Annotated in this window: 1 protein-coding gene; it reads right to left on the bottom strand. The window is 75.4% G+C overall.

Going from position 1 to position 15,747, the window contains the following annotated elements:
• Positions 1–17: 17 nt before the first annotated feature.
• A complete protein-coding gene (locus CHF15_RS41300; RefSeq protein ID WP_458363521.1) occupies positions 18–15,494 on the bottom strand; it encodes a type I polyketide synthase in 15,477 nt (5,158 codons plus the stop codon).
• Positions 15,495–15,747 lie beyond the last annotated feature (253 nt).

Below are 15,747 nucleotides of genomic sequence, written 5' to 3' on the forward strand. Positions count from 1 at the left end.
GGCCGGCCCGGGGCCGTTCAGGACAGGCCCAGTTCGTCGTCGAGGAGGTCGAAGATCTCCTCGGCGGTCGCGGACTGGATCTGCCGCTCCTCCGCGGCGCTGTCCTGTGCACTGTGCGTTCCGTTCCACTGCGCCAGCAGGTCTCGCAGCCGGGACGTGATGCCGGCTCGTTCGATGTCGTCGGGGCCGACCGCCGCGAGGACCGCCTCGAGCCGGTCGAGTTCCGCGTGGACGGGCGGGCGGGCCTGGTCGCCGTGGCCGAGCCGTTCGCCGAGGTAGCGGGCGAGGGCGGCGGGCGACGGGTAGTCGAAGATGAGGGTGACCGGCAGGCGGAGTCCGGAGTGCGCGGTGAGCCGGTTGCGCAGGTCGACCGCCGTGAGGGAGTCGAAGCCCAGGTCGAGGAAGCCGCGGGCGGCGTCCACGTCGTCCGCGGCGTTGTGGCCGAGGACGGCGGCGACCTGGGTGCGGACCAGGTCGGTCAGCAGCTGGGCTCGTTCGTCCGCCGGGAGTCCGGCGAGGCGTGCGTCGAGCGAGCCCGCGGCGCCCGCCCCCGGGCGCGTCCCGGCCTGGCCGCCGGTGTCGGCGGCGCGGCGGGCCGGAACGCGGACCAGGGAGCGCAGCAGTGGCGGCAGCGTGCCGTCGGCGGCCTGGGAGCGCAGCGCAGCCAGGTCGACGCGCATGGGAACGAGGACCGCGTCGTCGAGCGTGCCGGAGGTGTCGAAGAGGGACAGCCCCTCGTCGGGCGCGAGCCCGAGGACGCCGGAGCGGGCCATCCTGCCGAGGTCCGCGTCGTCGAGGGCTCCGGCCATGCCGCCGTCGGTGGCCCACAGGCCCCAGGCGAGGGAGGTGGCGGGCAGTCCGCGGGCGCGGCGGTGCTGGGCGAGGGCGTCGAGGAAGGCGTTGGCGGCGGCGTAGTTGCCCTGGCCGGGCGCGCCGAAGGAGCCGGCGACGGAGGAGAAGAGGACGAAGGCGGTCACCGCGCCGCCTTCGGTCAGTTCGTGGAGGTTCCAGGCGGCGTCGGCCTTGGGGCGCAGGACGGTGTCGAGTCGCTGCGGGGTGAGGGAGTCGATGATGCCGTCGTCCAGGACTCCGGCGGTGTGGATGACGGCGGTCAGCGGACGCCCGGCGGGCACCGCGGCGAGCACCTCCGCCAGCGCCTCGCGATCCGCGGCGTCGCAGGCCGCCCACGTCACCGAGGCGCCCGTCGCGACTATGTCGGCGGTCAGTTCGGCGGCGCCGGGCGCGTCGGAGCCGCGTCGGCTGAGCAGGAGCAGGTGCCGCGCACCGCGCTCCGCCACAAGGTGACGGGCCACCAGCCCGCCCAGAGTGCCGGTCGCTCCGGTGACCAGCACCGTCCCCTCGGTGTCGAAGGCGGGAGCCCCGGCGTCGGCGGGACCCCGGGCGATGCGGCGCAGCCGGAAGGCGTGTGCCTCGCCCGCCCGCAGGGCGAACTGGGGTTCGTCGGTGGCGAGCGCGGCGGGCAGCACCGCGAGGGAGGCGTCGGTGCCGTCGGTGTCGACGAGCACGAAACGCCCGGGGTTCTCGGACTGCGCGGAACGCACCAGGCCCCAGACCGGTGCGTGGGCGAGGTCCGTCACGTGCTCGCCCGCTGTTGCCGCGACGGCTCCACTGGTGACGAGGACGAGGCGTGCGTCGTCCAGCCGCTCCTCGGCGAGCCATTCCTTGACCAGGGCCAGGGCGTGGTGGGCTGCCGTCCGGGCGTCGGCAGCCTGCCCGCTGTCGTCCGTGACCGGCAGCGGTACGAGGACGACGTCCGGTGCCGGGGTACCCGCCGCGAGCGCGGCGCGCAGCGCGGGCAGTCCGGGGTGGGTCTCCAGGGGCTCGCCGCCGACGCGCGGACCGGCGGTGCCGTCGTCACCGAGGACTGCCCAGCGCTCGCCGGAGGGGATCGCGGCGGCCGTGAGGGGCAGCCTGGTCCATTCGACGCCGAACAGGGACTCGTGGTGGGCGGCCCGGTCGTCGCCGATCTGCCCGGCGGTGACGGGCCGCAGGACGAGGGACTCCACGGAGGCGACCGGCGCGCCGGTCGCGTCCGCCAGATCCAGGGCCACTCCCCCGGACCCGGCGGAGGTCAGTCGGACGCGGACGGTGGCGGCGCCGACCGCGTGCAGCCGGACCCCCGTCCAGGCGAACGGCAGACGGGCGCCTTCGGTGCCGCCGCCGTCGGGCTCCCGCAGGCCGATGGCGTGCAGGGCCGCGTCGAGCAGCGCGGGGTGGACGCCGTAGGCGGCGGCGTCGGTGGTGTGCTCCTCGGAGAGGGCGATCTCGGCGAACGTCTCGTCGCCGCGCCGCCAGGCCGCCCGCAGGCCCTGGAACGCCGGGCCGTAGCCGAGCCCGGCGGCGGCAGCGGCCGGGTAGAACTCCTCGGTGGGGACGGACTCCGCGCCGGGCGGCGGCCATTCGGCCAGGTCGGGTGCGTCCGCGGCGGCCGTGGCGGGTGCGAGAACGCCGGCGGCGTGCCGGGTCCAGGGCGTGCCGGCGGGGGCGTCGGCGCGCCGGGCGTGGAGGGTCAGGTTCCGCCGGCCCGCGTCGTCGGGGGCGTCCAGCGCCACCTGGAGCTGGACGGCGCCCTGCTCGGGGAGGGTGAGCGGCACCTCGACGGTGAGCTCCTCCAGCGTGCCGCAGCCGCACTCGGCCCCTGCGCGCAGGGCGAGTTCCACGAAGGCGGAGCCGGGCAGCAGGACGGTGTCCATGACCGTGTGCTCGGCCAGCCAGGGATGCGTGGACAGAGCCAGGCGCCCGGTGAGCACGAGCCCGTCGGAGGCGGGCAGGTCGACGGCGGCGCCGAGCAGCGGGTGGTCGGCGGTGTCGAGGCCGGCGGCCAGGACGTCCTCGACGCCGAGGCCCACGTCGAGCCAGTAGCGCTTGCGCTGGAAGGCGTAGGTGGGAAGGCCGACGCGCCGGGCTCCCGTGCCCGCGAAGTACGCCGCCCAGTCGACGGCGGCGCCGTGGACGTGGGCCCGGGCGACCGCCGCGACGAGGGTCTCGGCCTCGGGCCGGTCGTGGCGCAGGACGGGGACGAAGACCGCTTCGTCGTCCGCGTCGCCGGTGACGCACTCCTGGGCCATCGCGGACAGCACGCCGCCGGGCCCGAGTTCGAGGTAGGTGGTGACGCCCGCGGCCTCCAGGGCGCGGACGCCGTCGAGGAAGCGGACGGACTCGCGGACGTGCCGGACCCAGAAGTCCGCGGTGCCCATCTCGTCGATGACCACCGCACCGGTCAGGTTCGAGACCACCGGGATGCGCGGGGCGGCGTAGACCAGGCCCTCGGCGACCTTGCGGAATTCGGCGAGCATCCCGTCCATGTGGGGCGAGTGGAACGCGTGGCTGACCGTCAGGCGCTTGGACTTCCGGTCGCCGAGGGACCGCGCGACCGCGGTCGCGACGTCCTCGTCGCCGGCGATCACCACGGACTCCGGCCCGTTGACGGCGGCGATGCCGACCCTGTCGTTCAGCAGCGGCAGAACCTCGGCCTCCGAGGCCTGCAGCGCGATCATCACGCCACCGGCCGGCAGGGCCTCCATCAACCGGGCCCGGGAAGCAACCAGTTCGGCGGCGTCCTGGAGCGACAGGACACCAGCGACGTGGGCGGCCACGATCTCACCGACGGAGTGGCCGGTGACGAAGTCCGGCTTCAGGCCGAGTGATTCGACGAGGCGGAACAGCGCGACCTCGACGGCGAAGAGCGCGGGCTGGGTCCAGCCGGTGCGGTCGAGGAGGTCCGCGTCGGCGGCGAACAGGACGTCCTTCAGGGGGCGGTCCAGATGCCGGTCGAGTTCGGCGCAGACCTCGTCCAGTGCCGCGGCGAACGCGGGGTGGGTCGCGTACAGCTCACGGCCCATGCCGGGGCGCTGGCTGCCCTGGCCGGTGAAGAGGAGGGCCGTGCCGCCGGTGCGGGCGGTGCCGCGCAGGAGGCCGGCGGTGTCCTCCCCGCGGGCGAGGGCGTCCAGGCCGCTCAGGAGGTCGTCGTGCCCGGCGGCGGCGATCGCGGCGCGCTGGTCGAGCGCGGAGCGGGTCGTGGCCAGGGAGAGGGCGAGGTCGGTCGTGCTCGTGGCGGGGTTGTCGCGCAGGTGCGCGTGCAGGCGGCGGGCCTGGGCGCGCAGCGCCTCCTCGCCCCGCGCCGACACGACCACGGGAACGGGGACGACCACGGGGACGGGGCCAGGTCCGGACTCCGTGAGCGCCTCCGCCGGGGGCTCGGGTTCGGCTGCCTGCTCGATGATGGCGTGGGCGTTGGTGCCGCTGATGCCGAAGGAGGAGACGCCGGCGCGGCGCGGACGGCCGGTCTCGGGCCAGGCGACGGACTCGGTGAGCAGCGAGACCGCGCCCGACGACCAGTCGACGTGCGGGGTGGGCTCGTCGACGTGGAGGGTCTTCGGCACGACGCCGTGCCGCATCGCCAGCACCATCTTGATGACGCCGGCGACACCGGCGGCGGCCTGGGTGTGCCCGAGGTTGGACTTCACCGACCCGAGCAGCAGCGGGCGGTCGCCGGTGTGCTCCCGGCCGTAGGTGGCGAGCAGGGCCTGCGCCTCGATGGGGTCGCCCAGGGTGGTGCCGGTGCCGTGGGCCTCGACGACGTCGACGTCCTTCGCGGAGACACCCGCGCCGGCGAGCGCGGCGCGGATGACGCGCTGCTGCGAGGGCCCGTTCGGCGCGGTCAGCCCGTTGCTGGCGCCGTCCTGGTTGACGGCGGAGCCGCGCACCACCGCCAGGACCGGGTGGCCGTTGCGGCGGGCGTCGGAGAGGCGTTCCAGCAGCAGCATGCCCGCGCCCTCGCCCCAGCCGGTGCCGTCGGCGGCGGCCGCGAACGACTTGCAGCGGCCGTCGGCGGCCAGGCCCCGCTGGCGGCTGAACTCGATGAACGTGCCGGGGGTGAACATCACGGTGACGCCGCCCGCCAGCGCCAGCGAGCACTCGCCGCGCCGCAGGGCCTGCGCGGCGAGGTGGAGGGCGACCAGCGAGGAGGAGCACGCCGTGTCGACGGTGACCGCCGGCCCCTCCAGGCCGAAGGTGTACGCGACGCGTCCCGAGACGACACTGCTGGAGCTGCCGGTGCCGAGGTAGCCCTCGACGACGTCGGGCACGGCGTGCAGGCGCGCGCCGTAGTCGTGGTACATCACGCCGGCGAAGACGCCGGTGCTGCTGCCGCGTACGGAGGACGGCGCGATGCCGGCCCGTTCGAAGGCCTCCCAGGTCGTCTCCAGCAGCAGACGCTGCTGCGGGTCCATGGCCAGCGCCTCGCGCGGCGAGATGCCGAAGAAGTGCGCGTCGAACTCGGCGGCGTCGTGGAGGAAGCCGCCTCCGCGGGCGTAACTGGTGCCCCGGCTCTCGGGGTCGGGGTCGTACAGCGCCTCGGTGTCCCAGCCGCGGTTCTGCGGCAGGGGCGTGATGCCGTCCTCGCCTGCCGTCAGGAGCTCCCACAGGTCCTCGGGGCTGCGGACGCCGCCGGGGTAGCGGCAGCTCATGGCCACGATGGCGATCGGCTCGTCGTCGGCGGCCACGGCTGCCGGGGCGGTCCCCGCGTCCGCCGGGGCGGTGTCGCCGGTCAGTTCGGCGCGCAGGTGGCGGGCGAGGACGCTCGGGTCGGGGTAGTCGAAGATCAGCGTCGCGGGCAGCCGCAGCGCGGTCGCGGCGGCGAGCCGGTTGCGGAGCTCGACCGCGGTCAGCGAGTCGAAGCCCAGTTCCTTGAAGGCGCGGCCGGGTTCGACGGAGGCGGCGCCCGTGTGCCCCAGTGTCGCGGCGACCTCGGTGCGGACGAGGTCGAGCACGGCACGGTCCCGCTCGGCCGGGGGGAGCGCGGAGAGCCGCGCCCGCAGTTCGGACTGTGCCGCCCCGGTGGCGGCGGAGGCGTCGACGGTGCGCCGGGCCACGCCGCGGACCAGGCCGCGCAGCAGCGGGGCGAGGGTTCCGGCCGCCGCCTGGGCGCGCAGGGCGTCGGCGTCCACCCGCATGAGGGCGACGGACGCCTCGGGCAGGGTGAGTGCTGTGTCGAACAGGTCCAGGCCGTCGGCGGCGGTCAGCGGCGGCAGACCGGCGCGGCGCATGCGGTTGACGTCGGTGGCGTCCAGCGACCCGGCCATGCCGGCGGCCACGTCCCACAGGCCCCAGGCCGTCGAGGTCGCGGGGAGGCCGCGGGCGCGGCGGTGCTCGGCGAGGGCGTCGAGGAAGGAGTTGGCGGCGGCGTAGTTGGCCTGCCCCGGGCCGCCGAAGAGGCCGGAGGTGGACGAGAAGAGCACGAACGCCGTCAGGTCCGCGTCCTCGGTCAGCTCGTGCAGGTTGAGTGCGGCGTCGACCTTGGGGCGCAGGACGGCGGAGAGCCGCTGCGGGGTCAGGGAGGAGACGACGCCGTCGTCGAGGACTCCCGCGGTGTGCACGACGCCGGTCAGCGGGTGCTCGGCGGGAACGCGCGCCAGGACGGCGGCGAGGGCGTCGCGGTCGGCGACGTCGCACGCGGCCCAGGTCGCCTCCGCGCCGGACGCGGCGAGGTCCGCGACGAGCGCGGCGGCGCCCGGCGCCTCGGCGCCGCGCCTGCCGACGAGCAGCAGCCGCCGTACCCCGTACCGGTCGGCGAGGTGCCGTGCGACCAGGCCGCCGAGCGCACCGGTGGCGCCGGTGACGAGCACCGTGCCGTGGGGCCCGAAGGCGGGGCCGCGGTCGCGGGCGTCTTCGTCCGCTGCGGTCGTCGGGTTCCCGACGCGTGCCAGGCGCGGTACGAGGACGGTGCCGCCGCGCAGGGCGAAGCGTTCCTCGTCGCTGGTGAGAGCCGCCCGCAGGGCGTCGGCCGTACGGTCGTGGCCGTCGACGTCGACGTCGACGTCGACGAGGGCGATCCGGCCCGGGTTCTCGGACTGCGCGGACCGCAGCAGGCCCCACACCGTCGCCGCGGCGAGGTCGTCCCCGGCGGCCATCGCGCCCCGGGTCACGACCACCAGGCGGGAGGCGGCGAAGCGGACGTCCGCGAGCCAGGTCCGGGCGAGTTCGAGCGCGTCGTGCGCGGCCTCGTGCACGACCTGCGCGGGAACGGTCCCCGGGTGGGCGGCGAGGACGGTGACAACCTCGTCGGGTACGGCCGCCCCGGCGTCGACGGCCGCGATCAGCGCCGCCAGGTCGTCGTGGGCGTCGGCGGCCGTACCGGCGAGCAGGGCGCGGGCCTCGTCGCCGAGGGCGGCCCACCGGACCGGGGAGCCGTCCACGGGGACGGTCAGGCCCGGCAGTTCGGTCCAGTGGGGGCGGAAGACGGACTCGTGGTGGGCGGGCCGCGCCGCCAGCTGGTCGGCGGTCACCGGACGCAGTCCCAGGGACTCGACGGCCGCGACGGGCGCGCCGGAGGCGTCCGCGATCTCCAGCCGGACGCCCTCGGCCCCGGCCGGGGTCAGGCGTACGCGCAGGGCGGCGGCACCGCCCGCGTGCAGGGACACCCCGGTCCAGGCGAACGGCAGGCGTCCCTGGCCGTCGTCGGCGCCGACGCCGCCGAGGCCGATGGCGTGCAGGGCGGCGTCGAGCAGGGCCGGGTGCAGCCCGAAGCGGCGGGCCTCCTCCTCGACGCCCTCGGGCAGCCGTACTTCGGCGAAGATCTCCTGGCCGCGCTGCCAGGCGGACCGCAGGCCGCGGAAGGTGGGGCCGTAGGCGAATCCGATGGCGGCGAGGCCGTCGTACCGGCCGTCCAACTCCAGCGCGCGGGCCCCGGCCGGGGGCCACTCGGCGAGACCGGCGCCCGCCGGCGGCCGGCCCCCCTCGCGGAGCACACCGGCGGCGTGCCGGGTCCACGACTCCTCCGCGGCGGCGTCCTCGGGGCGCGAGTGCAAGGCGAGCGGACGGCGTCCGGCCTGGTCGGGGGCGCCGACCCACAGCCGCAGTTGGACGCCGCCGGTCGCGGGCAGCACCAGCGGCGCTTCGAGGGTCAGTTCCTCCAGGTGGTCGCAGCCGAGCTGGTCGCCGGCACGGATCGCGAGCTCGACGAAGGCCGTACCGGGCAGCAGGACGCTGCCGAGGATGGCGTGGTCGGCCAGCCAGGGGTGGGTGGACAGGGCGAGCCGTCCGGCGAACACCATCCCGTCGGACTCCGGCAGGGCCACCCCGGCGGTCAGCAGCGGGTGCGCGGTGTCGTCGAGGCCGATCGCCTCGACGTCGCCGAGGTAGAAGGAGGGCAGGGCCGGCCAGTAGCGCTGCCGCTGGAAGGCGTAGGTGGGCAGGTCGACACGGCGCGCGCCGGTCCCGGCGAAGTACGCGGCCCAGTCCACCGCCACACCTCGCACGTATGCCTGCGTCAGCGCCGCGACGGCGGTCTCGGCCTCGGGGCGCGAGGAGCGCAGGACCGGGGCGAAGGCCGCGCCTTCGGCGGTCAGGCACTCCTGCGCCATCGCCGACAGCACGCCGTCCGGGCCGAGTTCGAGGTACGTGGTGACCCCCGCGGCCTCCAGCGCACGCACACCGTCGAGGAAGCGGACGGCCTCGCGGACGTGCCGCACCCAGAAGTCCGCTGACCCCATCTCGTCGGTGACGACGGCGCCCGTGAGGTTGGAGACGACAGGGATGCGCGGGGCGGCGTACGCAACGCCCTCGGCGACCTCGCGGAAGGCGTCGAGCATGCCGTCCATGTGCGGGGAGTGGAAGGCGTGGCTGACCGCCAGGCGCTTCGACTTCCGGTCGGCGAAGGCCTGCACGATCGCGCTCGCCGCGTCCTCGTCACCGGCGATCACCACGGACTCCGGCCCGTTGACCGCGGCGATGCTCACGCGGTCGTTCAGCAACGGCAGGACCTCGTCCTCGCCGGCCTGCAGCGCGATCATCACGCCACCGGCCGGCAGCGCCTGCATCAGCCGCCCGCGGGCGGCGACCAGGGCGCACGCGTCCTCCAGCGAGAACACGCCCGCCACATGCGCGGCGGCGATCTCACCGATGGAATGCCCCGCCGCGAAGTCGGGCTTCAGGCCCCACGACTCCAGCAGCCGGAACAGCGCCACCTCCACCGCGAACAGAGCGGGCTGCGTGAACGCGGTCTCGTTCAGCAGATCTCCGTCGTCGCCGAACAGCACGTCCTTCAGGGGGACTTCGAGGTGCGGGTCCGTGTGCGCGCAGACCGCGTCCAGGGCGTCGGCGAACACCGGCCAGGTCTCGTGGAGCTCACGGCCCATGCCGAGGCGCTGACTGCCCTGGCCCGTGAACAGGAACGCGGACCTGCCGCCCGCCGGGGAGCCCGTCACCACCTGAGCGGCCGACCGGCCGTCCGCCAGTGCCGCAAGGCCGGCCAGCAGTCCGGCGGCGTCGGTGGCGACGACCGCCCCGCGCCGCTCGAAGGCGGTGCGGCCGGTGGCGAGGGAGAGTCCGAGGTCCTCCGGGCGCAGACCGGGGTCTGCCTGGGCGCGGGAGTGCAGGTGACGGGCCTGGTCGCGCAGGGCGTCGTCGGTCCTGGCGGAGAGCACCCACGGCACGGGGCCGACGCGGTGCGCGGCGGGAGTCGCGGACTCGGCGGTGTCCGGGGCCTGTTCGACGATCGTGTGGGCGTTGGTGCCGCTGATGCCGAAGGAGGAGATGCCGGCCCGCTTGGGCCGCCCGGTCTCGGGCCACTGCCGGGCGTCGGTGAGCAGGGTGATGTCGCCCGTCGTCCAGTCGACGTGCGGGGTGGGCGCGTCCACGTGCAGCGTCGCGGGCAGCACGCCGTGCTCCATGGCGAGCACCATCTTCATGATGCCCGCGACACCGGCCGCCGCCTGCGTGTGCCCGAGGTTGGACTTGACGGACCCCAGGAACAGGGGCTGCTCGGGCAAGCGGTCCTGGCCGTAGGTGGCCAGCAGGGCCTGGGCCTCGATGGGGTCGCCGAGCGTCGTGCCGGTGCCGTGCGCCTCGACGGCGTCCACGTCGGTGGCCGCCAGACCGGCGCTCGCCAGAGCCTGCCGGATCACACGCTGCTGGGACGGCCCGTTCGGCGCCGTCAGACCGTTGCTCGCGCCATCCTGGTTCACCGCCGAACCCCGCACGAGAGCCAGCACCGGGTGCCCGTTGCGCCGCGCGTCGGACAGCCGCTCCACGAGCAGCATGCCCACGCCCTCGCCCCAGCCCGTACCGTCCGCGGCGGCCGCGAACGCCTTGATCCGGCCGTCCTCGGCCAGTCCGCGCTGGCGGCTGAAGTCGATGAAGGAGGCGGGCGTGGACATCACGGTGACGCCGCCCGCCAGGGCCATGGAGCACTCGCCGGACCGGAGCGCCTGCATCGCCCAGTGGAGGGCGACCAGCGACGACGAGCAGGCGGTGTCCACCGTCACCGCCGGGCCCTCAAGACCGAGGACGTACGAGATGCGGCCGGAGACGACGCTCGCGGTGTTGCCGGTGCCGATGAAGCCCTCGGCGCCGCCGGGGGCGGCCAGGATGACGTTGAGGTAGTCCTGGCCGTTGGTGCCGGTGAAGACGCCGATCTGCTCGCCGCGGACGGTCGCGGGGTCGATCCCGGCGCGCTCGAAGGCCTCCCAGGACGTCTCGAGCAGCAGCCGCTGCTGCGGGTCCATCGCCAGGGCCTCACGCGGCGAGATCCCGAAAAAGGCGGGGTCGAAGTGGCCCGCGTCCTGGAGGAACCCGCCCTCGCGGACGTAGCTGGTGTTCTCGGCCGCGGCCTCGGAGTCGTAGAGCCCCTCGAGGTCCCAGCCGCGGTCGGCGGGGAAGCCGGAGACCGCGTCGCGTCCGGTGACCAGGAGCTGCCACAGGTCTTCGGGGGTGCGGACGCCGCCGGGGAAGCGGCAGCTCATCGCGACGATGGCGATCGGGTCGTCGTCGGCGGCCGGCGCGGTCGTGACGGGGACGCGGTGAGCGGCGTCCGTCCCGTGGCCGCCGGCCACCTCGCCGCGGAGGAAGTCCGCCAGGGCGTGGGAGTTGGGGTAGTCGAAGATCAGCGTGGCGGGCAGCCGCAGTGCGGTGCGGGCGACGAGGCGGTTGCGGATCTCCACGGCGGTGAGCGAGTCGAAGCCGAGGTCACGGAAGGCGGTACCCGGGTCGACGGACTCCGCTCCGGGGTGGCCGAGGACGGCGGCGACCTGGGAGCGGACGAACTCCAGGGCGAGGGCGTCGCGTTCGCCTTCCGGGGCGTCGGCCATCCGGCGGGCGAAGGTGCCGGTGTCCGCGCCGGGGGCGGCGGCCGTCCCGGTCGCCGCGGCGAGTGCCTGCGCGGCCTCGGGAAGGTCGGCTATCAGCGGGCAGGGCCGTACGGAGGCGAGACCGGGGGCGAGCAGCCCCCAGTCGATGTCGGCGACGACGGCCGAGGTCTCGTCGAGCGTGAGCGCCGAGTGCATTGCCGCGAGGGCGAGTTCGGGTGGCAGCGCGGGCAGGCCCGCCAGCCGCAGCCGCTCGGTGACGAGTTCACCGGTGGCCATGCCGCCCTCCGCCCATGCGCCCCAGGCGAGCACGGTGGCGGGCAGTCCGTCGGCGCGCCGCTGCTCGGCGAGGGCGTCCAGGTGGGCGTTGGCGGCGGTGTAGTTGGCCTGGCCGGCGGCGCCGAAGGTGGAGGCGACGGAGGAGAACAGCACGAACGCGGACAGCTCGAGGTCGCGTGTCAGCTCGTGCAGGACCTGCGCGGCGTGGGCCTTGGGCCGCAGGACGTCCGCGAGGCGGCGCGGCGTCATGGCGTCCAGCACTCCGTCGTCGATGACGCCGGCGGCGTGGACGACGGTGGTGAGGGGGTGCTCGGCGGGGATGCCCGCGAGCAGCGCGGCGACGGCCTCGCGGTCGGCGACGTCGCAGGCGGCGAAGGTGACCTCGGCGCCCAGGGCGCCCAGTTCCGCGGCGAGTTCGCCGGTGCCCTCGGCGTCCGCGCCGCGCCGGCTGACCAGCAGGAGGCGGTCGGCGCCGGCGCGGGCGAGCAGCCGGGCGACGTGCCGGCCGAGAGCTCCGGTGCCGCCGGTGACCAGTGCGGTGCCGGAGGTGGTCCACTCGCCGGCGGGGCGCTCCTGGCGGGTGGCCCGGGCCAGCCTGCGGACGAGGACGCCGGTGGAGCGGACGGCGAGGTGGTCCTCACCGGCGGGGCCGCCGAGGATGTCGGCGAGCCGGCCTGCGGCGCGGTCGTCGGGCGTCTGCGGAAGGTCGACCAGGCCGCCCCAGCGGCCGGGCAGTTCGAGCGCGGCGGTGCGGCCGAAACCCCAGACCTGGGCCTGGACGGTGCTGGTGAGGCGGTCGGAGCGGCCGGTGGAGACCGCACCCCGGGTGACGTTCCACAGCGGTGCCTCCGCTCCGGCGTCGCCGAGTGCCTGGATGAGGGCGGCGGTGGCGGCGAGCCCGGCGGGCAGCGCCGGGTCCTCAGGGTGGGGCCGTTCGTCGAGGGCGAGCAGGGACAGGACGCCGGCGAGCTCGCCGGTCCCGTCGGCGTCGGCGATGCGCCGGGCGATGGCGGTGCGGTCGTCGGCGGCCGGGTCGACCACGAGGGCGCGCACGGTGGCGCCGCGCGCGGTCAGGATCTCCCGGGCGGCCCGCGCCCACGGGTCGTTCTCGTGCGCGGCGGGCAGGACCAGGAGCCACTGGCCGGTGGGCCGTCCGGGCGGCAGGTCGGTCAGTGGCTTCCAGTGGACGCGGTAGCGCCAGGCGTCGACACGGTCCCGGTCGCGGTGGCGGCGGTGCCAGGCGGACAGGGCGGGCAGCACGGCGCTGAGCGGTTCGTCGCCCTCGATGCCGAGGGTGTCGGCGAGGGCGGCCAGGTCCTCGCTGTCGACGACCTCCCAGAACCTGGCGTCCATGGCGCCGGGGCGGCCGTCCTCGGGGAGTGCCGCCATGTCGGAGAAGGCGTCGCGCGGCCAGTACGCCTCACGCTGGAAGGCGTAGGTGGGCAGGTCGACGCGCCGGGCTCCGGTTCCGGCGAAGAGCGCGGCCCAGTCCGGGGAGTGCCCGCGCACGTGGGCGCCGGCGAGGGCCGCCGTCAGCGACCGGGCCTCGGGGCGGCCGGTGCGCAGCGCGGGCAGGAAGTCGCCGGCCCGGTGCCCGGTCGCGGTCAGGCACTCCTGGCCGAGGCCCGACAGGACGCCTCCGGGGCCGAGTTCGAGGTACGTGGTGACGCCCCGGCTCTCCAGCAGGCGGATGCCGTCCAGGAAGCGGACGGCCTCACGTACATGGCGCACCCAGTAGTCGGCGGAGGCCATCTCCTCGCCGGCCGGTTCGCCGGTGACGTGGGAGACGACCGCGATGCGGGGCGCCCGGAACGACAGCCCGGCCACCACCTCGCGGAAGGCGTCGAGCATGCCGTCCATGTGCGGCGAGTGGAAGGCGTGGCTGACCGCCAGGCGCTTGGACCTGCGGCCCTCGAACCGGGCGGCGATCCGGGTGGCGGCGTCCTCGTCACCGGCGATGACGACCGACCGGGGGCCGTTGACGGCGGCGAGGCCCACCCGGTCGGTGAGCAACGGCAGGACCTCGTCCTCCGACGCCTCGAGCGCGATCATCGCCCCGCCGGCCGGCAGGGCCTGCATCAGCCGGCCGCGGGAGGCGACGAGCGTGCACGCGTCCTCGAGCGAGAAGACCCCCGCGACGTGTGCCGCGGCGATCTCGCCGATCGAGTGCCCGGCCAGGAAGTCCGGCTGCAGGCCCCAGGACTCGACCAGCCGGAACAGTGCCACCTCGACGGCGAACAGCGCCGGCTGGGTCCACTCCGTCCGGTCGAGGAGGTCCGCGTCGTCCCCGAAGAGCACGTCCTTCAGCGGCCGGTCGAGGTGCGTGTCCATGTGCGCGCACACGGCGTCCAGCGCCTGCGTGAACGCCGGGTAGGTCTCGTACAGTTCCCGGCCCATGCCGAGCCGCTGGCTGCCCTGGCCCGTGAAGAGGAAGGCGAGCTTGCCCTCCGTTGCGCTCCCCTCGGTGACGTCGGCGGAGGCTTCCGCCCCGGCCAGGGCCGCGAGCCCGGCGAGCAGGCCGTCGCGGTCGGCGGCGACGACCGCCGCGCGGCGGTCGAGGGCGGCCCGGGTGAGCGCCTGGGAGAAGGCGACGTCGGCGACGTGGAGGCCGGGGCGGGTGACGAGGTGGGCGTGGAGCGCGGCGGCCTGTGCCCGCAGGGCGGCCTCGGTCCGGCCGGACAGGACGACCGGCAGGGCGGGCAGGGTGGCCCGCGTGGCCGCGGTCTCGGTCTCGGTCTCGGTCGGGGCCGCCGTCTCGGTCGCGGTTTCGGCGCTCTCCAGGATGATGTGGGCGTTCGTGCCGCTCATGCCGAAGGACGAGACGCCGATGCGGCGCGGCCGGTCGGCCTCGGGCCAGGCGCGCGCCTCGGCGAGCAGCGACACCTCTCCCGCGTCCCAGTCGACGTGGGGCGTCGGCTCGGTGAGGTGGAGGAGGCGCGGCAGGACGCCGTGCCGCATCGCCATCACGCTCTTGATGACGCCCGCGACGCCGGCGGCGGCCTGGGCGTGGCCGATGTTCGTCTTGAGCGAGCCGACCCACAGCGGCCTGCCGTCGGGGCGGTCCTGGCCGTAGGTGGCCAGCAGCGCCTGCGCCTCGATGGGGTCGCCGAGGCTGGTGCCGGTGCCGTGCGCCTCGACGGCGTCGACCTCGTCGGGGGTGAGGCGGGCGTTGGAGAGCGCCTGCAGGATGACGCGCTGCTGGGACGGCCCGTTGGGGGCGGTGAGGCCGTTGCTGGCGCCGTCCTGGTTCACGGCGGAGCCGCGGACCACGGCGAGGACGGGGTGGCCCTTGCGGCGGGCGTCGGACAGCCGCTCGACCAGGAGGACGCCGACGCCCTCGGCGAGGCTGAAGCCGTCGGCCTCCGGGGAGAACGCCTTGCAGCGGCCGTCGTCGGCCAGACCGCGCTGCTTGCTGTAGTCGACGAACGTGCCGGGGGCGGACATGAGCGTGGCGCCGCCGGCGAGCGCGAGCGTGCACTCGCCGTTGCGCAGGGCCTGGACGGCCAGGTGCAGGGCGACGAGCGACGACGAGCAGGCGGTGTCGACGGTCAGCGCCGGCCCCTCCAGCCCGAAGGTGTACGAGAGCCGCCCGGACGCGACGCTCGCCGCGTTGCCGATGCCGATGTACCCCTCGATGTTCTCGGACGAACTGAGCAGCGCCGCCAGGTAGTCGTGGTTGCTGGTGCCGACGAAGACGCCGACCTGCCTGCCGCGCATCGACGTCGGGTCGATGCCGGCCCGCTCGAACGCCTCCCACGACGTCTCCAGCAGGAGCCGCTGCTGCGGGTCCATGGCCAGGGCTTCACGCGGCGAGATCCCGAAGAGCGACGGGTCGAAGCGCGCGATGTCCGAGACGAAGCCGCCCTGGTCGGCGTAGCTGGTGCCGGGGTGGTCGGGGTCCGGGTGGAACACCGCCTCCAGGTCCCAGCCGCGGTCGCCAGGGAAGCCGCTGATCGCGTCGACGCCCTCGACGGCGATCCGCCAGAGGTCCTCGGGCGAGGTCGCGCCACCTGGGTAGCGGCACGCCATGCCCACGATGGCGATCGGTTCCTGGCTCTTCGCCTCGGCGTCGCGCAGCCGCTGACGCGTCTGATGCAGATCCGCCGTCACCAGCTTCAGGTAGTCCCGCAGCGTCTCTTCGTTCGCCATTTAACGCAACCACCTATTTGCAGCAGGCGCCGTCAGAAAATTATCGGAAAGCCGGGAATCGCATCTGGTATTCAGCCGCCTCTTTGGTGATCAAATCGGCTGACCAGCGGTCAGGATATTCAGCTCGCGATTCCGCCGACAACCCCTAACGGCCCCCTACACACCCCTGCATCGCAGGTGCCCGGGGTGTGGCCGCCGTGCGTCAATTCGGGGG

This window comes from Actinacidiphila glaucinigra, assembly GCF_900188405.1.
GTDB lineage: Bacteria > Actinomycetota > Actinomycetes > Streptomycetales > Streptomycetaceae > Actinacidiphila > Actinacidiphila glaucinigra.